General features: G+C 41.3%; 25 protein-coding genes and 1 pseudogene. 16 read left to right on the top strand and 10 right to left on the bottom strand.

What is annotated here, in order from left to right:
* The first annotated feature begins 28 nt into the window (after positions 1 to 28).
* From L1068_RS10105 to L1068_RS10070, 8 genes and pseudogenes are all read left to right on the top strand, one after another.
* Positions 29 to 1,330: an SLC13 family permease gene (locus L1068_RS10105; protein WP_237130145.1), complete on the top strand. Its 1,302-nt coding sequence runs from the start codon at positions 29 to 31 to the stop codon at positions 1,328 to 1,330.
* Between the two features lie 9 nt (positions 1,331 to 1,339).
* Positions 1,340 to 2,521: a homoserine O-acetyltransferase gene (locus tag L1068_RS10100; protein WP_237130144.1), complete on the top strand. Its 1,182-nt coding sequence runs from the start codon at positions 1,340 to 1,342 to the stop codon at positions 2,519 to 2,521.
* On the top strand, positions 2,514 to 3,275 hold the full coding sequence (locus L1068_RS10095; protein ID WP_237130143.1) for a 3-hydroxybutyrate dehydrogenase: 762 nt from the start codon (positions 2,514 to 2,516) through the stop codon (positions 3,273 to 3,275). Before L1068_RS10100 ends, L1068_RS10095 begins: the two co-directional genes overlap by 8 nt.
* A gap of 9 nt (positions 3,276 to 3,284) precedes the next feature.
* On the top strand, positions 3,285 to 3,989 hold the full coding sequence (locus tag L1068_RS10090; protein ID WP_237130142.1) for a CoA transferase subunit A: 705 nt from the start codon (positions 3,285 to 3,287) through the stop codon (positions 3,987 to 3,989).
* Positions 3,989 to 4,648 carry a CoA transferase subunit B gene (locus L1068_RS10085; RefSeq protein ID WP_237130141.1) on the top strand — a complete coding sequence of 220 codons (660 nt, stop codon included), beginning with the start codon at positions 3,989 to 3,991 and terminating at the stop codon, positions 4,646 to 4,648. The genes L1068_RS10090 and L1068_RS10085 overlap by 1 nt, the downstream gene beginning before the upstream one ends.
* Before the next feature lie 519 nt (positions 4,649 to 5,167).
* Positions 5,168 to 5,535 (top strand): annotated as a pseudogene (locus L1068_RS10080) (GNAT family N-acetyltransferase).
* 161 nt (positions 5,536 to 5,696) lie between these two features.
* On the top strand, positions 5,697 to 6,185 hold the full coding sequence (locus L1068_RS10075; protein ID WP_237130140.1) for a hypothetical protein: 489 nt from the start codon (positions 5,697 to 5,699) through the stop codon (positions 6,183 to 6,185).
* Positions 6,186 to 6,347: 162 nt separating this feature from the next.
* Entirely contained in the window at positions 6,348 to 7,367 is a 1,020-nt protein-coding gene (locus tag L1068_RS10070) for an acyltransferase (RefSeq protein ID WP_237130139.1), read from the top strand.
* 62 nt (positions 7,368 to 7,429) lie between these two features.
* Here the strand turns inward: L1068_RS10070 and L1068_RS10065 are convergent, their stop codons facing one another.
* Complete coding sequence (locus L1068_RS10065; protein ID WP_237130138.1) at positions 7,430 to 7,981, bottom strand: TetR/AcrR family transcriptional regulator; 552 nt, start codon at positions 7,979 to 7,981, stop codon at positions 7,430 to 7,432.
* A 105-nt stretch (positions 7,982 to 8,086) separates the two neighbouring features.
* Here L1068_RS10065 and L1068_RS10060 point away from each other — a divergent pair, with 105 nt between their 5' ends.
* Positions 8,087 to 8,551: an HPP family protein gene (locus L1068_RS10060; protein WP_237130137.1), complete on the top strand. Its 465-nt coding sequence runs from the start codon at positions 8,087 to 8,089 to the stop codon at positions 8,549 to 8,551.
* Positions 8,552 to 8,626: 75 nt separating this feature from the next.
* On the opposite strand, the gene L1068_RS10055 is transcribed toward L1068_RS10060, so the two are convergent.
* Complete coding sequence (locus L1068_RS10055; RefSeq protein ID WP_040642098.1) at positions 8,627 to 9,025, bottom strand: hypothetical protein; 399 nt, start codon at positions 9,023 to 9,025, stop codon at positions 8,627 to 8,629.
* Between the two features lie 125 nt (positions 9,026 to 9,150).
* On the bottom strand, positions 9,151 to 9,360 hold the full coding sequence (locus L1068_RS10050) for a cold-shock protein (protein WP_010558354.1): 210 nt from the start codon (positions 9,358 to 9,360) through the stop codon (positions 9,151 to 9,153).
* Positions 9,361 to 10,058: 698 nt separating this feature from the next.
* On the opposite strand from L1068_RS10050, the gene L1068_RS10045 reads away from it, so the two are divergent.
* From L1068_RS10045 to L1068_RS10030, 4 genes are all read left to right on the top strand, one after another.
* Positions 10,059 to 11,930, top strand: a complete 1,872-nt coding sequence (locus tag L1068_RS10045; RefSeq protein ID WP_237130136.1) for a methyl-accepting chemotaxis protein — start codon at positions 10,059 to 10,061, stop codon at positions 11,928 to 11,930.
* 65 nt (positions 11,931 to 11,995) lie between these two features.
* The gene (locus L1068_RS10040) at positions 11,996 to 13,126 is read left to right on the top strand and encodes a porin (RefSeq protein WP_237130135.1); all 1,131 of its coding nucleotides are present in this window, start codon (positions 11,996 to 11,998) and stop codon (positions 13,124 to 13,126) included.
* Positions 13,127 to 13,132: 6 nt separating this feature from the next.
* Positions 13,133 to 13,939, top strand: coding sequence for a transporter substrate-binding domain-containing protein (locus tag L1068_RS10035; protein ID WP_237130134.1), 807 nt, complete (start codon positions 13,133 to 13,135; stop codon positions 13,937 to 13,939).
* A gap of 29 nt (positions 13,940 to 13,968) precedes the next feature.
* Positions 13,969 to 14,343, top strand: a complete 375-nt coding sequence (locus tag L1068_RS10030) for a hypothetical protein (RefSeq protein ID WP_237130133.1) — start codon at positions 13,969 to 13,971, stop codon at positions 14,341 to 14,343.
* 77 nt (positions 14,344 to 14,420) lie between these two features.
* Here L1068_RS10030 and L1068_RS10025 read toward each other — a convergent pair whose 3' ends face one another.
* The 6 genes from L1068_RS10025 to L1068_RS10000 all read right to left on the bottom strand — a co-directional run bounded on the left by L1068_RS10025 (position 14,421) and on the right by L1068_RS10000 (position 21,095).
* Complete coding sequence (locus L1068_RS10025) at positions 14,421 to 15,356, bottom strand: GTP-binding protein (protein WP_237130132.1); 936 nt, start codon at positions 15,354 to 15,356, stop codon at positions 14,421 to 14,423.
* Between the two features lie 51 nt (positions 15,357 to 15,407).
* On the bottom strand, positions 15,408 to 15,893 hold the full coding sequence (locus L1068_RS10020; protein ID WP_237130287.1) for a DUF6702 family protein: 486 nt from the start codon (positions 15,891 to 15,893) through the stop codon (positions 15,408 to 15,410).
* A 14-nt stretch (positions 15,894 to 15,907) separates the two neighbouring features.
* The gene (locus L1068_RS10015; protein ID WP_237130131.1) at positions 15,908 to 18,337 is read right to left on the bottom strand and encodes a M1 family metallopeptidase; all 2,430 of its coding nucleotides are present in this window, start codon (positions 18,335 to 18,337) and stop codon (positions 15,908 to 15,910) included.
* Positions 18,338 to 18,503: 166 nt separating this feature from the next.
* Entirely contained in the window at positions 18,504 to 19,169 is a 666-nt protein-coding gene (locus L1068_RS10010) for a DUF1826 domain-containing protein (RefSeq protein ID WP_237130130.1), read from the bottom strand.
* 115 nt (positions 19,170 to 19,284) lie between these two features.
* Positions 19,285 to 20,613: a dihydroorotase gene (locus L1068_RS10005; RefSeq protein ID WP_237130129.1), complete on the bottom strand. Its 1,329-nt coding sequence runs from the start codon at positions 20,611 to 20,613 to the stop codon at positions 19,285 to 19,287.
* 32 nt (positions 20,614 to 20,645) lie between these two features.
* Positions 20,646 to 21,095: a transcriptional repressor gene (locus L1068_RS10000; protein ID WP_237130128.1), complete on the bottom strand. Its 450-nt coding sequence runs from the start codon at positions 21,093 to 21,095 to the stop codon at positions 20,646 to 20,648.
* Between the two features lie 133 nt (positions 21,096 to 21,228).
* Between L1068_RS10000 and L1068_RS09995 the strand changes: the two genes are divergently transcribed.
* A complete protein-coding gene (locus L1068_RS09995) occupies positions 21,229 to 22,650 on the top strand; it encodes an alkaline phosphatase PhoX (RefSeq protein ID WP_237130127.1) in 1,422 nt (473 codons plus the stop codon).
* Between the two features lie 56 nt (positions 22,651 to 22,706).
* Complete coding sequence (gene bla, locus L1068_RS09990; RefSeq protein ID WP_237130126.1) at positions 22,707 to 23,453, top strand: subclass B1 metallo-beta-lactamase; 747 nt, start codon at positions 22,707 to 22,709, stop codon at positions 23,451 to 23,453.
* Between the two features lie 28 nt (positions 23,454 to 23,481).
* On the opposite strand, the gene L1068_RS09985 is transcribed toward bla, so the two are convergent.
* Entirely contained in the window at positions 23,482 to 23,886 is a 405-nt protein-coding gene (locus L1068_RS09985) for a helix-turn-helix domain-containing protein (RefSeq protein WP_237130125.1), read from the bottom strand.
* Between the two features lie 132 nt (positions 23,887 to 24,018).
* On the opposite strand from L1068_RS09985, the gene L1068_RS09980 reads away from it, so the two are divergent.
* Complete coding sequence (locus L1068_RS09980) at positions 24,019 to 24,498, top strand: nuclear transport factor 2 family protein (protein ID WP_237130124.1); 480 nt, start codon at positions 24,019 to 24,021, stop codon at positions 24,496 to 24,498.
* The last annotated feature ends 336 nt before the right edge of the window (positions 24,499 to 24,834 follow it).

Below are 24,834 nucleotides of genomic sequence, written 5' to 3'. Positions count from 1 at the left end.
TTGTTAGTGATTCAAATAGGAATATTTTATGTTAAGTATGCTTGGCCTGATTGGTGGTCTGGTGCTTTTGATTGTGTTAACGCTGCGCGGTATGAATTTATTTATTGCCGCGCCAGCATGTGCACTGATTGTGGCGCTCACCAGTAATTTGGCGATTTTTCCAAGCGCTGGCGCTGATAACTTTATTCAAGGCTATATGAATGGTTTTGCTAATTTTGTTAGTGCATGGTTTTTTATGTTTTTGCTTGGCAGTTTGTTTGGCAAATTTATGGAAGACACCGGCGCTGCAGACAGTGTAGCTCGCTATATTGTCGATAAACTAGGTATGAAACACGCAGTATTGGCAATTGTGATTGCCTGTGCCGTATTAACCTATGGCGGTGTTAGCGTGTTTATTGTGGCGTTTTCGGTGTACCCCATGGCGCTGTCGCTATTTAAAGATGCCAATTTACCGCGCCGTTTTATACCGGCCACGCTGGCGTTTGGCTCGGTTACTTTTACCATGACATCCGCAGGATCGCCTGAAATTCAAAACTGGATCCCCATCAAGTATTTAGGCACCTCGCCTTATGCTGCGTGGGAAGTGAGTTTGGTTGTAGCGATTTTTATGGCGTGTTTTGGCTACTGGTGGCTGAAAAAAATGATTGGCAAAGCAGTGGCTAATGGTGAGCAGTTTGAAGCGCGCGATGACGACCCTGAAATTCCTGAGCGTGACTACCCGCACCCAGTAACGGGGCTTATTCCGTTATTAGTGGTGTTGGCACTGTCATTTATTTTGCACGATAGCTTACAGCAGGCCGCTTTGATTGTGGCGTTATTAGGTGGGGTGTTGACGATTGTGGTGATCAACTTTAAACACTTTCACAATCTTGCCAAAGCCACCACCGAAGGCACTAATGGCGCACTGATTGCGATTGGTAATACCGCCGCTGTTGTGGGTTTTGGTGCGATTGCTAAATCGTCAGAAGCGTTTACCGTGGCGGTTGATTTAATGACTCAAATTCCAGGCAACGAGCTGATTGGTGCAGCGGTTGCGGTCAGTGTGATTGCGGGGTTAACGGGCTCTGCCTCAGGCGGGCAAGCGATTGCGCTGCCATTAGTCGCGCCGCATTATTTAGATGCAGGGGTCAACCCTGAACAATTACACCGTGTGGTATCAATTTCGTCGGGTGCGCTCGATACCTTGCCACACAATGGGTATGTAATAACTACCATTCGCGCAATTTGTAAAGAAACCCATCAAGCGGCATATTGGTCTATGGCGGCATTAAGTGCGGTGGTACCGTTACTTGGCGTTGTGTTGGCATTGTGTTTGTTTATTTGGTTTTAAGGGCTGATTATGAAAATAATAAAAATGATTACTTTGGTGTTTTTGCTACTGTGTTTGCACGTAAATGCCGAAACGCTACTTGTTGAAAAAAAAACATTTACTACACAAAATTTTAAAACCTTTGGCGGTAAAAGCATTGCCGAAGTAAAGGTAGGTTATGAAAGCTACGGCACGCTTAATGCCAAAAAAGACAATGCTATTTTAATTACCCATTTCTTTTCGGGTAATTCGCACGCTGCAGGCAAATACGCCGAAAGCGATGCACTACCAGGTTATTGGGATGCGATTATTGGCCCTGGCAAAACCATTGATACCAATAAATATTTTGTCATTAGTGTGGATTCACTTGCCAATGCCAATGTAAATGATGGTCGCACCATTACGACAGGCCCTGCATCAATTAATCCAGCCACAAACAAACCGTATGGCCTTGATTTTCCTGTGGTGACCATTCGCGATTTTGTTAATGTGCAAAAGTTAGTACTTGAGAGTTTAGGCATAAAAAAACTGCATGCGGTGATGGGCGCATCTATGGGGTCGTTTCAAGCGCTTGAGTGGGCGGTAACTTACCCAAATTGGGTTGGCAAATTAGTGCATGTGATTGGTGCTGGCCAAATGGATGCATGGAGTGTATCGGCACTAGAACATTGGGCATTGCCAATTCGTTTAGATAAAAACTGGAATAACGGTGATTACTACGGCAAAGCTGCGCCTATCGATGGGTTAACTGCCACTATGCTCAACATCACTCAAGATGCGATGCACCCGAATATGTTTGCGCTGAGTTTCCCCAATTTTAAAGTGCTGGATAAAGGGGCACTTAACGATATTCGCACCCAACCTGAGGTAGTACAAACCCTATTAAGCCGAGCCAAGCTTCGCGCTAAAACGCAAGATGCCAATCATGTACTTTATTTAGTACGCGCATCGCAGCTGTTTGTAACGGGCCATCAAGATGACTACTTAGCAAGTCTTAGCAAAATTAGCGCGCCAAGTTTAATTATTCCTGCCAGCAAGGATTTACTGCTGCGCCCAGAAATGGGCCGTGCCCTTAATAGCGCATTAACAGCGCAGGGTAAACAAACCGATATGGTAGAGCTCACTGGCGATTGGGGACACTTAGAAGGGGTATTTGCAATCTCAGCACAAAAAGAACGTATTCAAGCGTTTTTGGAGGCAACTAATGAATAAACATATTTTGATCACCGGCGGTGCCAGTGGTATTGGTTTGGGCATTGCTGAAGCGCTTGCCGATAGTGACACCTTAATTACCGTAACCGATTTAAACCAAGAGGCTGCACTTGAGGCGGCAAAAAAACTCAGTAGCAAGGGCTACCACGCGCTTGGTGTAGCACTCAATGTGACCGACGAAGCTGCGATTATTCAGCTGCTTAGCGAGCTGCCAGCACCGGTTGATGTGTTAATTAATAATGCAGGTATTCAACATGTTGCGGCGCTTGAAGAGTTTCCGCAAAACCAGTGGCGTTTGCTGGTGGATGTAATGCTTACCGGCACGGCACTAATGACCAAAGCGGTATTACCGAGTATGCGCGAGCGCAATTTTGGCCGCGTGATTAATATTGGCTCAATTCATAGCTTAGTGGCGTCGCGTTTTAAGTCAGCCTATGTGGCGGCCAAGCATGGTTTAGTAGGTTTTTCGAAAGTGATGGCGTTAGAAACCGCTGATCACGACATTACCATTAACACCATTTGCCCTGCGTATGTAAAAACCCCTCTCGTTGAAAAGCAAATTGCCGATCAGGCAAAAAACCATGGCATTAGCGAGCAACAGGTGATTGAGCAAATTATGCTCGCGCCTATGCCAAAAAAATCATTTATCGATATTGCAGAAATCACTCACACAGTGCGGTTTTTAATGGCAAAAGAGGCGTGCAATATTACCGGGCAAACCTTGGCGCTAGATGGCGGCTGGACCGCACAATAGGAGTTTAAAATGGCAGGATTTAATAAGGTAGTTTCAAGTTACAGTGAGGCAATGGTTGGGCTTGAAGATGGCATGACAGTAATTGCGGGTGGTTTTGGCCTGTGTGGTATTCCAGAAGGTTTAATTAGCGAAATTAAACGCCAGCAAACCAAAGAGCTTACGGTGGTTTCAAACAACTGTGGTGTTGATGGCTTTGGTTTGGGCATTTTACTTGAAGACAAGCAAATTAAAAAAATGGTGTCGTCGTATGTGGGTGAAAACGCGTTATTTGAGCAGCAACTTTTAGCGGGTGAATTGGAAGTTGAACTCACTCCACAAGGTACCTTAGCTGAAAAAATGCGTGCAGGTGGTGCGGGTATTCCGGCATTTTATACCGCAACGGGTGTGGGTACTTTAGTGGCTGAAGGTAAAGAAATTAAACAATTTAATGGTCGCGACTATTTGCTCGAGCCAAGTATTGTTGGTGATTTTGCCATTATTAAAGCGTGGAAAGCTGACAGCTATGGCAACTGCGTTTATCGCCATACTGCAATGAACTTTAACCCCATGGCGGCTACCGCAGGCAAAATTACCGTGGTAGAAGCGGAAGAAATTGTGGAACCTGGTGAGCTTGCGCCAAGCGAAATTCATACCCCGGGTATTTATGTAAACCGCGTTATTAAAGGTGAATTTGAAAAACGCATTGAGCGCGTTGTGACACAGGAGCAAAACTAATGGCGTTAACCAGAGAACAAATTGCACAGCGTGTGGCACGTGAACTTGAAGATGGTTTTTACGTAAACCTTGGCATTGGTATTCCAACACTTGTGGCAAACTTTGTGCCTGAAGGTATCGAAGTAATGTTGCAATCAGAAAATGGTTTACTCGGCATGGGTCCTTACCCAACAAAAGACCAAGTAGACGCCGATATGATAAACGCAGGTAAAGAAACCGTTACCGCAGCCACAGGTGCTGCCATTTTTAGCTCGGCAGAAAGTTTTGCCATGATCCGCGGCGGCCATGTTGATTTAACTGTGCTAGGTGCATTTGAAGTGGACCAACATGGCAATATTGCCAGCTGGATGATCCCCAAAAAATTGGTGAAGGGCATGGGCGGCGCAATGGATTTAGTGGCAGGTGCCAAAAATATTATTTGTGTAATGACTCACGCTAATAAACATGGTGAATCCAAATTACTTAGCCATTGCAGCCTACCGTTAACCGGTGTGAATTGTATCAATAAAATTGTTACCGATTTAGCAGTGCTCGAAGTAAAAGACGGTGCGTTCCATTTATTAGAACGCGCACCGGGTATTAGTGTGGATGAAATTGTCAGCAAAACCCAAGGCAAGTTAGTGGTACCAGAGTGTGTGCCCGAAATGGTGTTTAGTTAATTTAATTTCCAGTTGTAGCGTTAAACCAAAGGGGAAGCTGAGCACTTCCTCTTTTTATTTTTGGGGTCTGATGCTGCTTGCTGTTTTACGTGCAATAAGGGCGATTACTTATTCGTGTCAAAAACACCACAAGGTTCAGATCAGACTTGGCTTTTATAAATTTCAGTTACCTAAAACTTGGTGTCGTAATTGTGGTTGTAACATGCGTTGGAATTGAAATTGGATATTGAAATATAAGAGCGTGTTGACCTTTGCTGTCTATTTCTGCAGCAGTTTGTTTGTCATTTAGACTAGGCAGAGCGATTGTAGTGTAGCTCTTCTACATAAGTGAGCGACAACACAGTATAAATGCCAAACAAGCGCTGCCTGCAGGCTTCAACCCAAACCGTTATGCTCTTTGTTGTCACTTTTTGACTTAGCTCACAAGGCCTACAAAGCGACGCCGCGATCAAAACGGTTTGGATTTGAACAGAATTAAGACCGTTAAGGTTAGCACGCTCTAACAACCCTGAAAAAGAGCTGACGGATTACCTTACCGACAGAATTAGTGGGCGAATTGGGAAGTGCAAGAGAGGTTACCTTTGGCTGCGCAAATAAAAAATGAGTCGGGAGAGGTTATTGCAGGAGCGTCGGCTCGCACATTTGGTGATTGGCTGTTACTCGATATTTTGTGGGTTTCTGAGCAATTACGAGGCCAAAACGTGGGTACGCAATTTCTTAACAAAATTGAAACAGCGGCGAGAAAGCGAGGCTGCAAAAAGTGCTTGCTAGATACATTAAATTTCCAAGCGATGCCATTTTATAAAAAGCACGGCTATGTTACCCAGTGGGTGCAAGAAGGTTACCCAAAAGAGGGCTGTAAATACTTTATGGTTAAAGCGCTATAACCACTTAAAATACCAATAGTTTTGGCCTTTTTGTCGGCTTTAGTTAGGTATATTTACCTCAGTGTAATAGAAACTATTTTATAGCGTTAGTTTGGTTTGTAAGGTAACAGATCTCATGCGGCCTTTTAGAACGCGCAGTAGTTATAAGGGAATGAAGATTAATGAGAAAGAGCAAATCAATAATATTACTCATAGTGTGGTTTATTTGGGCGGCGGGTAAAGATCTTGATGCCATAGTGCGCTTTGGGCTATCGACCGATTTTTATGTGTTTTCGCTTAATAATCTAACGCCGTTATTCTTCGTTTTTGCATTTATAGTGTTTGTTCTAAATACAGCAACTGTTTATTGCCTTTTTAGGCCTAACCCCAAGGGGTTTTATATTGCAATGAATGCGTTAGTGATTGCGGCTACTCAAAATATATTTACGTTTTGTCTTGCGCTTCGAGATTTAGATGCGGTTCGCAATGTGTATGCGGCAAGCAGAGAAGCGCGAGGTTTGCCTGTGCGAGAAGATGCGCTCAACATGATATTTTCACAGCAAGGCATGTATACATCGTTGCTAATTATGTGTGTGCTTTACCTAGTGATTGGCTTTTTAGTTTTCAAAAAGAGAACGTATCTTGAGCGAACGTTAGTCACTTCTTCATAATTGAATAACGAGCACGATATGTTGCCGTTATGTGTATCTTAATGTACGAGAAATAACGTGTACAAAAACGGCTATTTGATGCTAGAGACTCACATTAACAAATCGATTTAACCTTTTTAGCGACACAAAGTGTTGCTTATTAATACTCCGTAGGAGCTCTTCTTGGAAATTCGAAAACTGAACATGCTGCGAGGTTTAGCTGCGTTGATTGTGTTTTTTACGCATTTTAGCGATATAACCCATTGGCTTGATGGTGCGTTAGGAGGCGGCTCGGGAGCCTACGGGGTAATGCTCTTTTTCTTATTGAGCGGCTTTTTAATGGCGTACTTGTATTTAGGGCAAGGTTTTAACAAACATAACCTTATTCGCTATTTTTTAGCGAGGGCGGCAAGGGTGCTACCACTATTCTTTATTGTTGTTTTCGCGTCGTATTTTTTAACGTTAATGGGAGATGACAGCCTTTATCATATTCCTGACGCTAATAAATTAATGGGGCACTTACTGTTTGTTTACGGTGACAGCGTGCTCTGGTCAATTCCTCCAGAAATACATTTCTATTTATTATTTATCGTATTTTGGCTATTTGCACACAAGCGAAGAGGGTATATTTACCTATCCATTTTGGCAGTAATGATCGCCTTGTTTTTTACCAATTTTCCAAGAATAACGGGTGATATTTATGGGGTTCCATACAATTATTTCAGTATATTAAGAACGCTGCCATTCTTTTTTGTTGGTGTTCTTTTTGGCATGCATTATCACAGCTTTAATGTGCCCGAATACCTTAAAAAACACAGGTTTGTATTGGCTCTTTTGCTTATTCCTTTAATGTACCCTGCGTTTTCACCTGTGACTACTGTTGATAAAGTGAGAATGTGGCTTAGCTACGAAGTGCTGCTTGTTATGAGTACGGTGTTCTTTTGTGTGGTATTTTGGGTTCCGAATAACAATGTGCTTTTGGCAAACCGATTTGGTGATTTTATTGGCAAAATATCGTATTCATTGTACTTATTGCATATGCCGATTATTACTAAAGTAAATCAGCTTAAACTACCTATCGAGATTAAATTGCTACTCTCATTGGTTTTGAGTGTGCTTGTTGCTTTTTTATCGTATCAATACTTTGAAAGGCCGATTGCAAATGTAATAAGGCGAAATGTAAATTTTCGATCTGCTAGTTAATAAAGCGAGCACGTTAATAGCTCGCTTGCGGCTAGGTTAATTTACGTCAGTAATTAGGTGTTTTAGTCGAGCATACCTTGCAAGGCAGTAATACAGCTTGCTATGTGTTTTGGGTTGTACCCTGAGACTTGTGCGCTGACAATAGCACCTTCTTTCATAATACAAATGGCATCAACTAATAATGGGTTAGTGCCTTGCAACTTATTTTCTATTACGGTTTTTACTTCGGCTTTATGTTGCTGACATAGCGCATAAATATTACATTGGGTATCGCTAAATTCAGCTGATGTATTTATAAAAAAACAGCCCCTAAAATCCCCTAATTTGGGTTCATTGTGTGTAAACCAACTTGCCAACGCGTTAAAAAGCAGTTCAATAGTGTGCTGATCCGAATTTGCGCCATCTAACTTATCATTTAGCCATGCCATAAAGGTGTTATGTCGTGTTTCGAGAGCGGCCTCTAATAAAGCGTCTTTACTTGCAAAATGACTGTACAAGGTGCGTTTTGCCACGCCAGATACAGTTAGTATTTCATTGATCCCAATAGCGTGAATGCCTTGCTTATAAAAAAGCGTTAGGGCGGTATCAATAAGCAGTTGCCGTTTTTTACTCATATTCATCTTTGTATGGCTTTGTCTGAAAAGTATATTGACAAAAGTAGACCGGTTTGTCTACCCTAAGGGTGTAGACAAAACGGTCTACTTTTATTTGGAGTTGAAATGAACACATTGTTTTTACCGATACTAGCAGGTATGGGGGCGTTTTTAGGTATCGCTTTACTCTCGTTTTTTGATGCGTCTGTAATGGACTTTGCCTTACTTATGGCGCCGTTTGGTGCAACAGCCGTATTAGTTTTTGGTGTGCCAGAAAGCCCATTAGCACAAGCGAAAAATGTGATTGGCGGCCATCTAATTACAGCTTCGATTGGTATTATATTTACCTTGTATATTGGCGTGTCACCCTTTACTTTAGCGCTGGCATCAGGGCTTGCGGTAACTGCAATGTTATTAACTAAAACAACACACCCGCCAGCGGGAGCAAATCCAATATTAATAATGTTGGCGGGAGAAGGTTGGAGCTTTTTAGTAACTCCGGTGCTGATTGGCGCGGTGCTATTAGTGTTAGTTGGAAAATTAATGTTGGTTGTAAAACGCAATGGGGTAAGTATGTTAAAGCGTGCGTAAATACCAGTCCGATGCGAAAGCGATTTTTACTCTGCTTATGAAGTGATTATCTGAGGCAAATATTGCAGTGAAAAATTAATGCAATTCGGCTTCTAGCCAGTCCTGTGCTTCATTTACTGTTTTGAAAAAGGCGATGTTTTGCTGTTTTAATGATGGCGTGCGCGTTAACAAAATATGTTTTGTGACGTTGTCATCAATGATAAATGCTTTTGCAACGATTGCTTGCTGATTTAACCAGTGATTGTAGTTATCGAGGGTTTGGTATGCCTCTGGCGTGCCACCCTCAATTTCTAGATTATTGATTAGCATTGCAAACGGCTTGCCGGCAAAGTCACTGATTATTGTTTTCACCTGATTGATGTAATCACTAATACCACGCTCACTAAAGCTGCCAATAAGTTTGGCGTAAATAATGCGCTCACTTAATAGGGATACGGTGAACTTTCCATAGCTACTTGATGAATTAACTTTCATTTTCGGTGATTAGGGGTGAAAAATGTAATTGTAACCGAATTAGTGACAGATATCAGTTGGAATTTAATACGAATTTGTTGGAGGGGAGCTGAGGCAAATAGATTACTTGCCTCCGGAATTTTTGCTTATAAAACCACTAGGTTTTCAGCTTGAGGTCCTTTTTGACCTGTCGTTACAGTGAACTCAACTTTCTGACCTTCAGTTAAGGTACGGAAGCCGTCACCAGTAATAGCACTAAAGTGTACAAATACGTCTGGGCCTGATGCTTGCTCGATAAAGCCAAAACCTTTTGATTCATTAAACCACTTTACAGTGCCGTTTACTTTTTCTGACATGATATAAATCCAGTATATAAATAGGGGTGTAACAATTGCTCACAATGAGCGTGAATAGCGTCAAAATAAAGCAAAGTGTTAATAACAACAGAACGACGTACATCATATTCGGCGAAATGAAGAAATAATACTGTAACTCAACTTATTAGCTACTAACTCAAGTTAACTGGCATGCAAGTCAAAGTCAATGATAATTTAATGACAATGTTGGGAAAATTTTACTCAATTTTTGTTTGATTAGTGAGCGCTTTATGCGACTCAATATACACAGAAAGATTGGCTTTTCTGATGGTTTAATACTTGAAGTATAAGTAATTAATTTAAATATTGTGATAATGACAAGAGGTTACATTGGTTACAGTAGTGTTAAGCATGCAAAAGACACCGCGGTGACATTTGTGAAGCGCTCAAATACATCGGTAACACGTTGCAGTTTATTACTTTAAACTGCAACGGACAGTTCGCTTTGATGCGACTTCAATTAAAGGTGCATTCCCCGAATTGGATAGTTATTTTCGCGGTTACAGATCTTGTTTAAATCGCTTTTATAACGACAAAAAATAGAGGATATATGGGTGATGAGAAGGAAAAATGTAAATTTATTAACTAATGTTAAAGACATCTAATAAAAAGAGGCTAAGCAACCCACTTGCTTAGACGCTTTTTAGTTATGTAGCAAACATTAGGTTGAGAATGTTATGAAATTTGTTCATAAGGTTGCAATTGCATCTTCACTGTTACTTATCATCACCATTGCCTTTCTTGGCACCATTCAGTTTTTCACCATTAAATCAAAACTTCACACAACCATCGAAGAAAGTATTGAAGACATTGTGCACGGTGTTAAAAACACCGTTTCGTCAGAACTCGGTGGGAAAAAAGCAATTGCCAGTTATGCTACATCGCTTGCGCAATTAGACCCTTCTCATCAGCACATTACCGATGTCATTCGTATTCCAGAAATTAAACAAGAGTTTTTACTGATCGGCGGCGGCTACGAATCGGATGGTTCAAACTTTAAAAGTGACCCTGATTGGGAACCAGGGGCTGGTTGGGACCCAAGAGTAAGACCTTGGTATGTAAAAGCAAAAAATGAAAGGCAACTGATTATTACCGAACCTTATGCGGATTCGGCTACAGGTGAAATACTGATTTCCGTTGCCACTCCGTTGATAAAAGCCAATGAGTTTATTGGTTCAATCTTTTTTGATTTGAGTTTGTCTGGTTTATCGGATTTGGTTAATCGCGTGCAATTGTTCGATGCTGGTTACATTTTTATTGTATCGGAAAGTGGCGTGGTGATAGCCCATCCCGATTCCAGTAAAAATGGTAAAAATATGAGTGAGTTTTTACCAAATTCTCGTATTCAGGTTAATAACATTGAACACCCAATCGTTGATGGCGCAGAGTTTAACCTTCGATTTGCTAAAATCCCTGAGCAGGATTGGTACATAGGTGTATTACTTAACGAAAAAATTGCCTACAAAGCGGTCACCGATATGCGTAACCAAGTTGTTATTTTTAGTATTATTGCGTTAATCGTGAGCGTCTTAGTGCTGCAGTTTATAATTAAAAAATTATTGACGCCGCTTAATGCACTAAACAGTGCGATAGAGAATATTGCAACTGGTGAAGGGGATTTAACAAGACGGCTATCTACCGATACAGATCAAGAATTTGCTGAACTGGCCACCGGGTTTAACCTGTTTAAAGAAAACCTGAGAGAACAGATTAAGCTGTTAAAGTCGACTGGCGATGATGTTTTGAGCAGCATGAAAGTATCACAACAAGGCGTACACGATTCGAATGCTGCGGTATCGACGCAGTTGCAAGAAATTGATTTGCTTGCCACGGCGATGAATCAAATGACGATAACTGCTTCCGAAGTTGCCAATAATGCGCAAAGTGCCGCTGAAGCAACGAAAGAAGCTGATAACGCCACCCAAACAGGGGTGCAAATCGTAGAACAAACAACCTCATTGATTGATACATTATCGACGCGCATTGAGCATGCGGTTGGTAATGTCGAAATTTTAGAAAATGCGACCCATAACATTGAAACCATTTTGCAAGTGATCAACGAGATTGCAGAACAAACTAACTTGCTTGCGCTTAATGCTGCAATTGAAGCTGCAAGGGCAGGTGAACAGGGGCGTGGTTTTGCCGTGGTGGCCGATGAAGTTCGTACACTCGCCTCTCGTACCCAAGATTCCACAACTGAAATTCGCGCCATGATTGATCAATTGCAATCGGGCGTAAAAACGGTTGTAGAGGCTATGAAAGTAAGCCAAGGCGCTGCACAAGAAACCGTTGAACAAGCAAAAAGCACACAGCAAGCACTCGATAGAATTTGCGCTGCAATTAATTTAATTAACGACATGAATACGCAAATTGCATCGGCAGCCGAAGAGCAAAGTTCGGTGTCGGAAGAAATTAATGAAAATACCGTTAGGATCCGGGATATTTCGGTCAATGTTTCTAATTATGCGCACCAAACGAGCGAATCAATTGAGTTGCAAGCGAATAGTATTCAAGAACAGAAGCAAATATTAGACCGCTTTAAGGTGTGACGGACAATCGCCTGTTTAATCAATGGACAATAGTTTAGTCAGTTAGCCATAGTGAGGATACACCGATGAAATGCTTTAACTTACTGCTTTGTGCACCGTTACTTTTTGCTCATGTTGCACATGCCGATACCAGCCAAGAAAATGAAATTGAGCTTATAAAACAGCAGTTACTTGAGTTGCAAAAACGTTTGGCAGATTTAGAAGCAAAAGCCAACCAACAAGGCGCAACGAATAAAAACGATGTGCCAGAAAACCCAGAGGTTTTACAGCCCAAAAAGAGCGAAGACGGCAGTATTAAGCTGTATGCGACGTTGCGGCCAACTTACGGTTATATTGAAGATCATAACGATGATTTTTGGGACATTCAGGATGCGTTGTCTCATGCAGGATTTAAATCTACCTACCAATTTAAACCCGGTTGGCAGGCAATCGCTCATGGCGAATGGAGTATCGATCTTGGCAATAATGGTGACTTTGGTAAGGCCAGACAAGTATACGTGGCGCTAGATTCGCCAGTCGGTCAGTTTGGTCTTGGAAAACAAAGACCGGTGCAATACACCTTAATTGCTGAATATGTAGATATTTTTAACCATCGCAGTAGTCCCTTTGCTTACGATGTTGAAAGCCCGTTTTTTGTCAATAACCTAGTTACCTATGAAAACCAAATTAATGATTTTAAGTTTATGATAGGTGGACAGTTTGACGGCGATAGTGGCGATGATTTTGCCGACTTTGTTAATACCGGTTTAGGTTACAGCCGAAATGGCTTGCACTTAGCGCTAACCTATTCAACGCAAGATGATTATGATCAACAACAAATAAAAATTGGTAAAACTGAAGTGGTAGCGGGCATGGCAGCGCTTGATATTAGCGACAATCTTTATGCCGCTATTGCGTATCAAGATGTTGACTATCAGCGTGCTAACTCAAGAAGTGGCTCCACGCTCGATGTTTCACTTGCCTATCGTTTTCATCCTTTGTACCGCGCTAAATTAGGCTTCTTTGACTTTGATGATGGAAATTCAAAACTTGAAACTAAAAGCCATCAAGGAGCCAACTTAACATTTGAATGGCTGCCAAGCGATAATCTACGTTTTCATTTAGAATATTTAACGAAAGACTTTGATGCCTTGGACGACACGCAGTCAATTTCGGTAGGCTTTCGCTATGATTACTCTCAGCAGTGGGCGTATTAGAACTACATGAAAGTTAAGTACTATTTGCGTTTGTGCCCATTTGTTTCGTTTAGTTTACTGCTTTTTTGCAGTGCCTATTTATTGGCGGCAGATAGTCAAGAAGTACGCATTTTAGTGGACGATGATTATCCGCCTTACAGCTACATTGAAAATGGCAGAGTGCAAGGAATCTACATTGATCTTATACGCCAAGTAAGTCGTGAACTTGCACCTAATTATCATATTACGTTTGTGCCACTGCCATGGAAGCGTGCATTAATGCTTGTTGACCAAGGCAAAGAGCTTGCCATTTTGCCTCCTTATAAACACCCTGAAACACGACCCTTTATTTCTCATTATTCGGAAAAAATTGGGTTAGAAGAAGTCGTAGTGTTATGCCATAAAAACGTGCGATTAGTTGATTATTTTTCTCAAAATAAAACCTCAAAGCCGCTTAGTTTAGGCATTAATGCGGGTTATATACTGCTCAATGACAAATATTCAAATGCGGTTAAACAGGGCACAATTTTGTTAGAAAGTAATAAGAGCACTGAACATAATGTTGAAAAATTACTGAAACGGCGAATTGATTGTTATATAAATGATAAAACATCAACTTTGCTGGTGTTAAAAGATGCGTTAGCGCAAAATGATATGCTGAATAATGCCGATTTTATTGTTATGGAAACCATTTCTTCCCAATCTGCACATATTGGCTTTTCAAAAGAATATGTGAAATATTTTACTGATTTTGAGTTGTTTTTGGCTGAGCTAAATAACGCCATTAAACTGATATCTAATCAGCAGCGAACGACTGACTCAGTTGAGCAATAAACTTAATCTATAAAGTGGTACATAAGGATATGACGTTTCTACTCTACACTTCTGCTTGCTTACTGTTACTTGTATCGTTAGCACACTCTTACCTTGGTGAGCGTTACATTCTGATAAGGCTATTTAAGCGAGATAATTTACCTAAGCTTTTTGGTAACGATGATTTTACCAAACGCACATTGCGTTTTGCTTGGCATTTAACCTCGGTTACTTGGGTTGGTTTTGCCGCTATTTTGTTGGTACTTGCAGAGCCAAACCTTAATAAGGTTACGGTGCTTTATATTATTGCAGTGACGTTTGCTATTTATTTTATCGTGGCGTTAGTGGGCTCGAAAGCAAAACACTTGTCGTGGATTTTATTTGCGGTAGTTAGTGCTTTGACCATGGTTGCAGCCAATGGTTAGCGTTTTGCTGTTTTTTCGATAAGCAATAAAAATAGCGCTTTACGTGCTATTTTTAATTATCGCAAAGTGGTTTTGTGTTAAACGTTACAGGCCTTCTGGCTTTTTCGTTGTTTTGCGGTTACTAAGGCATTTTTAATAACTTGCTCTAACAGCGCTTTATCGCTTCCTGGGCCAATGGTAAGTAATTTTGTTCCGGTGTCAGGTTTGCCGCGATAAGGTCTTACATATACTTCTCCGTCTGGGCAACGCTCAAAATATACATAATGGGGCTCATTGGCGATAGTGGTACAGCCTTTTATGCGTAAAATGGTGCTGGGCAAAGCATCGCAAATGTCTTTTACACATAGGTAATCGGGTAAATGCGGCAAATCGGCCGAACTCGATGCCCAATGCGCTTTATGATGGTCGAGTTTTGTAGCACTATTTTCAGACGGTGCGACTTCAGGCAACTGGGTGATGTCTAACTCATCTGCACTGATTATTTTAGCGCTTGGGTTGAGCGCTTTTAACTGAGTCTTTACAGCTTCAATTCGTGCGCTTTCAATACCACTTTCATGGGTTAATACCAAGATTGACGAAACCTGTATTTGATTAGCCTCAAGCTCGTTATGCTCCCCTCGCAGTTGCCAATTTTTCACGTCAACAACCGATATTTGAACGGGCGGGAGAAATCGTTCGTCTATGCCAACGCCTAAAAAACCCATTAACGAACATGCATCGGTTGTGCCGTTCGCTTCGACAAAGGTGATGCCATTTTTGCGTTCAGGTATACGATTTACAGAATCCCTGAGTTCAGAAATACCGCTACAACAAATACAACTACCGCTGAGTGCTTTTAGCCATTTTGAGTCTATTTTTTCACTTAATTGTGCCACATCGAGGTTGGCATTTTCATAGTCATTAAGCACTACGAATGGATTCCAATCGCGTTCAACAGCGTTATCTACGAGCTTTTTAAGTAAAGTTGTTTTTCCTGCGCCAAGAAATCCAACAATGACGATGATTGCTTCCATTAAATATCTCCAATAGAGTGCACGTCGAGATAATTCGACGTACTTTCACGATTAAAACTTTGTTACTAGCCAGTCTTCATTTTTTGTAAAGTACAAGGTTTTTACCTCGCCCTTACCTTCTATGTTGACCATATTTACTTGTGTTGGCCAAAGCTCTCTTAATGCGCCATTAAATAGCTTTATGCCGGTGAGATCGGTTGGTAACTTCGTTTCTTGGTAAACCCAAAAAAACTTGCCATCTACTTCAAAGCCAACATCATTTAGCGCTAATGTGTTTTCAGCAAGGTCTTTAATAAAAAACTGCGTTGCCACATAGTTTGCGAAGTCATGCTGGGTTTCTTTTGAGCCGATGATATCGGCTTTTTTATCAAATAAGTGCTGCACGGCATGCTCGGTATCATGCAGATAAAAGCGGTGCATCACTTCAAGTTGATTCGATTGCTTGTTAAAAAGCACTGTTGTTTCAGCTGCTTTTAGCTGGTGGGCGAACGCATTGTTCGCAACCAGCATAAATAGCACAGCAATCAGGGTATAAATTGGCTGTTTCAACGTTAGTTACCCTTGTTCTCTGTTTCTTCTTTGTCAGTTTTTAGTTCCGTTTTAATATCTTGCATAATGTCGCGACGAACTTTAGCTTTGCTCTTCTTCGATTTATACGCTTCAATACGTGATGGAATAATTTGACGTGGGTAGTGGTTATTTTCTACGTCAACATCAGCGGTTTCCCAACCTGGATCAACCACAACGCTCGCTAATTCTTTTTCTTTGTTTGTAACAATTAGTTTGCGTACTTTTTTCGGACTACGACGCCAGATTTCCGCTGGAATATACTGCTCTTCCACCGTACCGTCTTGGTAAGTTAGCTCAAGTAGAATTGGCATCACCAAACCACCAATATTTGAGAACTCTAATACGTAGTAGTTTTTGTCTTCTTTAATCGCCCGCGCTAACGTTTCACGTTCCCAAGGTTTTAAGTCCTTTAGGAATTTTTGATAAGCATTACGCTCTTTATTGGTCACTGTGAAACGGTCATTTTCGTCGTAGAAGTCAGTTACGTCTTTATTGCGGTCAACCCATAGCGTTTTACCTTCGGCTTTATTGCGCTCAACAAATAATGACGATGGCTTGTCATTTTCTATATCGCGTAAACGCGCGAAATCAATATCAGGGTTATGTGTGTCTAAACGCATTTTGTAGACTTTATCGATTGAGATATCTACATGATCGGTTGAGTAAAACCACCCACGCCAGAACCAGTCAAGATCGACACCTGACGCTTCTTCCATGGTACGGAAGAAATCAGATGGTGTTGGGCGTTTGAATGCCCAGCGTTCAGAGTATTCTTTAAAAGCGAAGTCGAATAATTCACGCCCTAGAATGACTTCGCGTAAAATATTCAGTGCTGCAGCAGGCTTAGTATAAGCATTTGGACCAAGGCGCAACACGCTGTCTGATTGAGTCATAATAGGTACTTGGTTTTGTGATTTCATATAACCTGTGATGTCGCGTGGTTCAACGCCCCAAGGAATGGTTGGATCCCACTCGCGACCCGCAACACCATCTAAAAAGCTGTTTAGGCCTTCATCCATCCAAGTCCACTGGCGCTCGTCTGAATTAACGATCATTGGGAAGTATATATGACCAATTTCGTGAATAACTACGCCAATAAGAAAGCGCTTTTCAGCTTGCGAATAAGTGCGGTCACCATCGTCACGCAATTCTGTACGCGGGCCATTAAAGGTGATCATTGGGTATTCCATGCCGCCAACAGGGCCATTTACTGATTGAGCCGTTGGGTAAGGGTAATCAAATGAAAAACGTGAATACACTTCCATGGTGTGAATAACAGATTCAGTTGAGTACTTCTTCCATAAATCGCCCCCTTCTACTGGGTAGAAAGACATTGCCATTACGTGCTCTTGTACGTCACCACCTTGCTGGTAGCCTTTGGCGTCCCATATAAAGGTACGTGATGAAGCCCAGGCAAAGTCACGCACGTTTTCTGCTTTAAACTTCCACGTTTTACGCTTGTTTGTGCCTTCTTTTTCGTTCTCTAATGCTTCTTCTTCAGTAACGATAAATACCGGGCGTTTTGCCGTTTTCGCTTGCTCTAAACGCTTACGCTGCGTTTTTGTAAGTACTTTTTTCGGGTTTGTTAATACACCCGTAGAAGAAACAATGTGATCAGCAGGCACGTCGATTTCAACTTCGTAGTCACCAAATTCTAGCGTGAATTCGCCGCGGCCTAAGAATTCCTTGTTGTTCCAACCTTCGTAGTCAGTGTAAGCATGTAAACGCGGAAACCACTGAGCAAGTAAGAAAATATCGTTACCGTCTTCAAACTTTTCGTAACCAGAGCGCGCTGAAACGGCATTTTCTTCAACAATGTTAAAAGCAAAATCGATAGTAAATTCTACGTCATCACCTGATTTAAGAGGCTTAGTTAGGTCAATACGCATTTGCGTGCCAACCACGGTAAATTTAATCGCATTACCGCGGCTGTCTTTTACCGCTTTTATTTCATAGCCTAATTCATTGTCGGCTTTAAAGTGCATTGCGCGCAATTCATTGAGGTTTAGTTTTGTTGCTTTCGTTGCATCGCCAACTGTGTTTACCGGCCCACGACGACCTAAACCACCAAAGTCAGTTGCCATGTTTGCAATTGAATCATCTTTAAAGCGGTTTTGATCTAGCTGCACCCATAGATATTTTAAGCGGTAAGGAGAATTATTTTGGTAGGTAATATCTTCTGTAGCTGTAATGCGTCGCTTTTGTTCATCAAGCGACACTTTAATTTTGTAGTCGACTTTTTGTTGCCAATAGCGCTCGCCTGGTTCACCTGAGGCATTGCGATATACATTCGGTGTTGGTAGGACTTCTTCCAGTTGACGGAACTTGTCTTCAAAACCACCCTTTGTTTGCTTTATAGCGCTCGCATGTGCACCAGCGATAAGAGTGAGAGGAAGAAAGATCGTAAACATCAACGATTTTCTTATTGTCATAGTTTCAGGTCTTATGGTTAGTTTTTGATTGAAAAAGAAGCAAGCTGATACCAAGACATTAAACTACACAATGCGGTTCGGCATAATGCATGAGTATTTGCGTTAAGTGACTGAATATCAGATGCTTGCTATGAAATATTTTCGTTTAATCTATAAAATCTAGGGTGATCACCAGTCGTCTTTGATCTTTTGCTTGGTTGGGTGAGCGATGAACAAGTCCCGCGTGCTCATTATTAATCCAGCCTGAGCCTTTTAATAGCGCAACATCACCTTCTGTTAATTGTTGTATTTGAGACTCATTTTGGTAAACACCTGATTCTTCATCGCTTAAACCGACACTTGCTGCACCTAATTTACTATGGTCAACATCTTCATGTTGTAACCACTCAGTTGCCGGTCCACTAAAAGTTGATACCAAGCGGCACGGTATTTTATCGACATGAAACTTTGGGCACATCGCTTTGCCTAGAATCGTTAAGCGTAAGCCCGCCCGTTTTAGCTCAAACAACGTACAAAACATATCAAGTAACGTGTGAATGTGCTGGCAAAGTGCGGTGTGACTTGCTAATTCGCTGTGCTCTGAAAGCTGTTTGATTATGTCGTTTGGTGTTGCAGCAATAACGAGATTGAGATGTTCACTATTCGCTAAAATAGTGTTTGCGTCGTCGATTGCTTGTTGATTTAAACTTTCCTGCCAAACAGCGATATTGATATCTTCACGGTAAATATCTGCCAGTACACTTGGCATATCTGACATCGCTGCACGACGAATATCCAGATCATAACTTTCTTGAATAGCTTGAACGCTCATTTTATTGCCCCAAAAAAGTGAATAAGCTTAAATGAGCTTATTCACATATAATATATGCCTTCAATTGTAATGTTATATTGTAACATTTTTCAAGGGCAAATATTGAAATGTGACGTTAACGGTTAAATACCAATGGCATTGCGCTGGTGGTGTCGTCAATAATGTCGCCATGGCTGTATACGCATTGACCATTCACTAAGGTGTAGCGAATGCTATGGGAAAACTGATGACCAGCAAATGGTGACCATGCACAGTGATAATGGGTATTGTCGTGTGTTACCGCCTCGCTTGCTTTATTACTCACCACAGTTAGGTCAGCAAAGTAGCCTTCTCGAATAAAGCCGCGTTCATTAATTTTGAAACGCTTGGCGGGATTATGTGCTGTTTTTTCAACAACTTGCTTAATAGTTAATGCGCCGCGCTTTACTTGGTCAAATAAACTCAGCAGCGCATGTTGCACCAGTGGTAATCCTGCGGGTGCTTCACTATAGGGCACTTGTTTTTCTTGCCATGTATGCGGTGCATGATCGGTGGCAATAATGTCTATTCGGCCATCGTTTAACGCGTTTAACAAGGCGAGGCGATCATGCTCTGATTTAATCGCAGGATTACACTTAATTAAATTACCAAGGCGAGTGTAATCATCTTGGTTAAACCATAAGTGATGGACACAGGCTTCTGCGGTAATATGCTTGTTATCGATGGGGCCTGCTTCAAAGAGTGCCAGCTCTTTAGCTGTTGTGATATGCAACACATGTAGGTCACTACCATACTTTTTAGCTAAATTTACAGCATAAGAAGAGGAGGCATAACACGCTTCAGCATCGCGAATAATCGGATGGTCGTGAATCGTTAGCGGTCTATCTGCCAATCCTTTTAAATTGTTAGCAATAATATCGCCTTTCTCACAATGTGTGGCGATAAGTATTGGGCATTCTTTAAAAATTGCTTCGAGCGCAACTGGGTGCTCTACTAATAAATCGCCTGTTGAAGCACCCATAAACACTTTTACACCGCACACTGTTTTTGGGTCACACGCCTTAATTTGATCAAGGTTGTCAGGAGTCGCGCCCAAGTAAAATGCGTAGTTTGCCAGTGAATTTGCCGCGGCAATATCGCGCTTATGCCTTAAATCCGCATGGTTTGTGGTTGCAGGATTTACATTGGGCATTTCCATATAGCTAGTAATGCCACCGGCTACCGCCGCGCGCGATTCGCTCGCAATGTTTGCTTTCCACTCAAGACCAGGTTCGCGAAAGTGTACTTGATCATCAATCATTCCCGGAAGTAACCAATCCCCATTTAAATCGATAACTTGTTCATTTGCTTGTGCGTTAAGGTGTTTTTCGATGCGTTCTATCCGGCCTTTATTTATCCGTAAATCAGCTTCAAACATGCTGTTTTCATTAACAATTTTGGCATTTTTTAAAAGGGTTTGATTCATTTTCTATCCCGCATAATGTGAACGTTAATGGCTCAAGACGAACACGTTTGGCAAATGCCTTGAAATTCGTATTGAGGTGATTTGAGTTGAAATCCGTGTTTTGCAATATGCTCACTTAATTCATTTGTGATGGTGTGTGGAATATGGATTTCGGTGACTTTTTGGCACACATTACAAATTAAAAATTGGCTGTGAGGATGATGTGATTGGCACTCTAAATGGGCACAGGCAATGTATTTGTTTACAAGGTCGAGCTTATGAACAAGGTTAACCGAAACGAGTAAATCGAGCGTGCGATAAATTGACACTACAGGAATAGACAGCGAGAAATCGTTCTCACAAAAATGTGCTAATTCGTAAGGTGAAAGCGCCCGATTAGCCAGCACTAAGGTATGGAAAATTTCCATGCGTTTTTGTGTTGCTTTTACACCTGCGAGTTTGAACCGCTTTTTCAGTTCGGCTTCCTTTTCAATTGATAACATTTTCGCCCCTGTTATGAATTATTGAAATGTTATAATATAACAAAATAAATCAAAGGCAACATACACAGCGATTTAATGAAAATGTCGTCTTTATGGGATAGGCTAAAATTTATAACGAGAGAGGGCATTTATAATGGTTTCACGCAGACAATTTACTAAAAATACCGTGACATTAGCGTTTATGGGGTTGAGCAGTAGTTTACTCGGCTGTGCAATTTCGCCATCGAGTAATTTAAACCGTGTTAGCACCCCCAGTGTGCACGGCTATGGTGATTTAGTTGAAGATCCAAAAGGGTTAATTGATCTGCCAAAAGGATTTAGTTACCGCGTTATATCTTCTTTGAATAATGAAATGAGTGATGGTTTAACGGTACCCGATCGCGCCGATGGTATGGGCTGTTTTGCGCTTGATGAAAACCGGGTTGCGCTTGTGCGTAATCATGAATTAAGCCCAAAGCATTTAGATGATGCATCAAATGAGATTAAACATCACATAAGCGACCTTGCTTATGATTCTCAACATGACAAAGTGGCACTCCCCGGAGGTACCACTCACATCATTTACAATTTGCGTACGCAAAAAGTAGAGCGTGAGTTTTACAGTTTAGTTGGCACGATTCGAAATTGTGCGGGCGGCATAACGCCTTGGGGAAGTTGGCTAACGTGTGAAGAGTCGGTGGCGACACCCGATGACGAAATAAGCAAATCCCATGGTTATGTATTTGAGGTGCCGGCAACTGCAACGGGTTTAGTTGAAGCAAAGCCACTTCGCGCTATGGGCCGCTTTAATCACGAAGCGGCTGCAGTTGATCCGCGTACAGGCATTGTCTACCTCACAGAAGATAGAGGCGATAGTTTGTTTTATCGCTTTATTCCTATCGTTAAAGAAAAATTGCACTTAGGTGGTCAATTACAAGCACTTGTTTTTAAACACAGCAAACACTTCGATACACGCAATTGGCAGCTAACCACTTTGCCACTTGCAAAGTGGTTTGAGGTGGAATGGATAAACCTTGATAACCCTGAAAGCCCAGAAGATGATCTGCGTAAACGCGGTTATGAAGCGGGCGCAGCGGTTTTTGCTCGTGGTGAAGGCATTCATTTTGGTGATAACGAACTTTATTTTTGCTGCACCAATGGTGGTACAAAGCAGCTTGGTCAAATAATGAGATATCAACCGTCTGCTTTTGAAGGCTCGGATAACGAGGCAGAGCACCCCGCGTTATTGCAGTTGTTTTTAGAAAGTAGCGATGAATCACTATATAACTTTGGCGATAACTTAACGGTGATGCCAAATAGCCATTTATTGGTATGTGAAGACCAATATAGTTTATTTCCTGATAACTATTTACGCGGTGTAACGCCAAGTGGGGCGGTTTATCCATTTGCCAAAATAAATATTAGTACAGAGCCGGCAGGGGCGTGTTTTTCGCCAAATGGTGAGGTGTTATTTGTTAATTTGTATTCGCCTACGCGCACTTTGGCAATTAGGGGTCCTTGGCAAAACTTTATAAATGAAGCAGCCGAAGCAGAAACTGTTAACAACATAAGTTGACCTTTGTTGTTTGTTTTTGCAAGGTAATAGCTTTATTTCTCGTTACTGGTTTTTACATGTTTAGTTCAATTAATGCGCTGGGTAAATTTACCCTATACGTGCTTTTTATTATTAGCTTTAATCTTAACGCCGCGGATCCGAAATTAACGATAAAGCCAATACAAAATGGAGTTTATGAGCATATTTCCTATCAGCACGTTGGCCAGTGGGGTAATGTTGCTGCACGCGGGTTAGTTGTTGTTGACGATAAAGAGGCTTACATGATTGATACGCCTTGGTCGATCAGCGACACCGAAAAGCTGATTAATTGGATAAAAGAGCAAGGCTTTACACTGAAAGCCGCAGTTGTGACGCATTTTCATCAAGATGCAAGTGGCGGATTGACTGCACTAAACCAGCGAAATATTCCAACTTATGCTTATAAAAAAACGAATCAGTTATTAGAAAAACATAAAGGGCTGTCGGCAACACATATTATTGAAGAGGATAAGTTTTCGCTGCTCAAAGATAAAATAGAGGTATTTTATCCTGGTGGCGGGCATACTACTGATAATGTTGTGGTATGGCTTGAAAAGCCACAAACTCTCTTTGCAGGCTGTTTTGTAAAGGGGCTTAACAGCAAAAATTTAGGCAACCTTGAAGATGCGCGTGTTTCAACGTGGCCAACATCAATTGAAAATACGCTCAGTGCGTATCCACATATCAAGCATGTATTTCCGGGGCACGGTCGCGCTGGCGATAAGTCGTTACTACTTCATACCGCCAAACTAGCCAAAAACTACTTGGCAGAGCAAAATAAATAATTAGCTCAGGGGCAATAATTTAAGTGCACTAAGGTGCGCTTTTTATATTTGCCAGCAAGTCATTAATTAGTTCTTCGCGGTCGTTTTTCATACGCGTTAAAAGCTGCTCTGGTAGGTTTAAATTCTCACCGTGTTTACTGCTCCACACAATCATTTCAAGCAATATTGGCAAGGTATCTTTACCTGCTTGAGTAAGTGTATACAGCTTTTTTCGTTTATCGCTTTGCGCTGTTTGTTTACTTATTAAACCAACATTTTCTAGTTTTTCTAGCCTGCTCGATAAAATATTTGTTGCCATTTTCTCTTCAGAGTTTTGTAACTCCGAATAAGAATTTTTATTGAAGAAAATCAAATCCCTTAGGATCAGTAAGCTCCATTTATCACCAAGGTGATCCAACACATTCGAGATAGGGCAAAGTGATCGTTTAGTCATAAATATACTCATTGAATAAGTTTTAGAGAGTTTAATTTACTTGCAAACTGCAAACTGCAAACTGCAAACTGCAAGCAAAAAATTTAACTTGCAAAGTGAAAGTTAAATCAGCAACTATATTTGAGAGTATTTATGAGCAAACCACATATTAATGTTGCAGCGTTAATCAAGCCTCACTGGTCAACACAAGACAGAGAAAAAGTTGAGGCCGTTATCGCCTTTGTTCAACTGATAATGAATGACCATAATTTCGACCAAGTGACCAAACAATACGGGCAAAATAGTTATAGGCAACATAACCGTACCATCGCTGATAATATTGAGGGCGTGGTTAAAGCGGTAAGCGATCTTGTAAAAACGGCCCCGGAATTTAGTTATGATGTTAAACATGCATTTGTCGATGGGGATTACGTTATTATTCATTCGCATGCAACGCTAAAACGTAAACATAGTGGCGATGATACCCAAGGTTTCAATATTATCGATACATGGCGTTTAGAAAATGGCCAATTAGTAGAGCATTGGGATGCCGTGCAAGGTTTAAGTTTTTCGATGCGTTTATATAGTTTGATGGTTGGCGGCAAAGTGCGAAATAGTAATGGTGTGTTTTAGCCTTTTGGTGCTAGCAAAAAAATACCTCTAATTTATAGCTGCTTAGATGTGAAAAAATCTTTCTAACCAAAAGCCCACCCGTGAGCTTTTGGTTACTTTTCTTGATTAGAATGACCTTCTTTTAATCGAAAGACCGTCTTCGGCGTTCTATTTTTCTCGGCAAATTAGTACGTTGCCAAAGATAAGTAATCACAAATTTATCAGGATTAATTTGAACAGCTACGCTCTCTGGCTCGCATTAATCATTTTAATGATGCTTTTAGGTTTGAAACAAGTGGTAAATTACTATTAGCAAAAGCTTTTAAGGTCGCAAATGAGCGAATAGCAGTCATTAGG

The organism is Pseudoalteromonas sp. MMG024 (genome assembly GCF_021654175.1).
Taxonomy (GTDB): Bacteria; Pseudomonadota; Gammaproteobacteria; order Enterobacterales; family Alteromonadaceae; genus Pseudoalteromonas.
Note: the sequence above shows the minus strand (reverse complement) of the source record. Positions and strands in the feature narration are given on the sequence as shown.

Excerpts from the sequence above, each read along its gene's own strand:
- L1068_RS10105 (WP_237130145.1), top strand. The coding sequence starts at position 29 with ATGTTAAGTATGCTTGGCCTGATTGGTGGTCTGGTGCTTTTGATTGTG.
- L1068_RS10100 (WP_237130144.1), top strand. The coding sequence starts at position 1,340 with ATGAAAATAATAAAAATGATTACTTTGGTGTTTTTGCTACTGTGTTTG.
- L1068_RS10095 (WP_237130143.1), top strand. The coding sequence starts at position 2,514 with ATGAATAAACATATTTTGATCACCGGCGGTGCCAGTGGTATTGGTTTG.
- L1068_RS10090 (WP_237130142.1), top strand. The coding sequence starts at position 3,285 with ATGGCAGGATTTAATAAGGTAGTTTCAAGTTACAGTGAGGCAATGGTT.
- L1068_RS10085 (WP_237130141.1), top strand. The coding sequence starts at position 3,989 with ATGGCGTTAACCAGAGAACAAATTGCACAGCGTGTGGCACGTGAACTT.
- L1068_RS10075 (WP_237130140.1), top strand. The coding sequence starts at position 5,697 with ATGAGAAAGAGCAAATCAATAATATTACTCATAGTGTGGTTTATTTGG.
- L1068_RS10065 (WP_237130138.1), bottom strand. The coding sequence starts at position 7,981 with ATGAGTAAAAAACGGCAACTGCTTATTGATACCGCCCTAACGCTTTTT.
- L1068_RS10060 (WP_237130137.1), top strand. The coding sequence starts at position 8,087 with ATGAACACATTGTTTTTACCGATACTAGCAGGTATGGGGGCGTTTTTA.
- L1068_RS10055 (WP_040642098.1), bottom strand. The coding sequence starts at position 9,025 with ATGAAAGTTAATTCATCAAGTAGCTATGGAAAGTTCACCGTATCCCTA.
- L1068_RS10050 (WP_010558354.1), bottom strand. The coding sequence starts at position 9,360 with ATGTCAGAAAAAGTAAACGGCACTGTAAAGTGGTTTAATGAATCAAAA.
- L1068_RS10045 (WP_237130136.1), top strand. The coding sequence starts at position 10,059 with ATGAAATTTGTTCATAAGGTTGCAATTGCATCTTCACTGTTACTTATC.
- L1068_RS10040 (WP_237130135.1), top strand. The coding sequence starts at position 11,996 with ATGAAATGCTTTAACTTACTGCTTTGTGCACCGTTACTTTTTGCTCAT.
- L1068_RS10035 (WP_237130134.1), top strand. The coding sequence starts at position 13,133 with ATGAAAGTTAAGTACTATTTGCGTTTGTGCCCATTTGTTTCGTTTAGT.
- L1068_RS10030 (WP_237130133.1), top strand. The coding sequence starts at position 13,969 with ATGACGTTTCTACTCTACACTTCTGCTTGCTTACTGTTACTTGTATCG.
- L1068_RS10025 (WP_237130132.1), bottom strand. The coding sequence starts at position 15,356 with ATGGAAGCAATCATCGTCATTGTTGGATTTCTTGGCGCAGGAAAAACA.
- L1068_RS10015 (WP_237130131.1), bottom strand. The coding sequence starts at position 18,337 with ATGTTTACGATCTTTCTTCCTCTCACTCTTATCGCTGGTGCACATGCG.
- L1068_RS10010 (WP_237130130.1), bottom strand. The coding sequence starts at position 19,169 with ATGAGCGTTCAAGCTATTCAAGAAAGTTATGATCTGGATATTCGTCGT.
- L1068_RS10005 (WP_237130129.1), bottom strand. The coding sequence starts at position 20,613 with ATGAATCAAACCCTTTTAAAAAATGCCAAAATTGTTAATGAAAACAGC.
- L1068_RS10000 (WP_237130128.1), bottom strand. The coding sequence starts at position 21,095 with ATGTTATCAATTGAAAAGGAAGCCGAACTGAAAAAGCGGTTCAAACTC.
- L1068_RS09995 (WP_237130127.1), top strand. The coding sequence starts at position 21,229 with ATGGTTTCACGCAGACAATTTACTAAAAATACCGTGACATTAGCGTTT.
- bla (WP_237130126.1), top strand. The coding sequence starts at position 22,707 with ATGTTTAGTTCAATTAATGCGCTGGGTAAATTTACCCTATACGTGCTT.
- L1068_RS09985 (WP_237130125.1), bottom strand. The coding sequence starts at position 23,886 with ATGACTAAACGATCACTTTGCCCTATCTCGAATGTGTTGGATCACCTT.
- L1068_RS09980 (WP_237130124.1), top strand. The coding sequence starts at position 24,019 with ATGAGCAAACCACATATTAATGTTGCAGCGTTAATCAAGCCTCACTGG.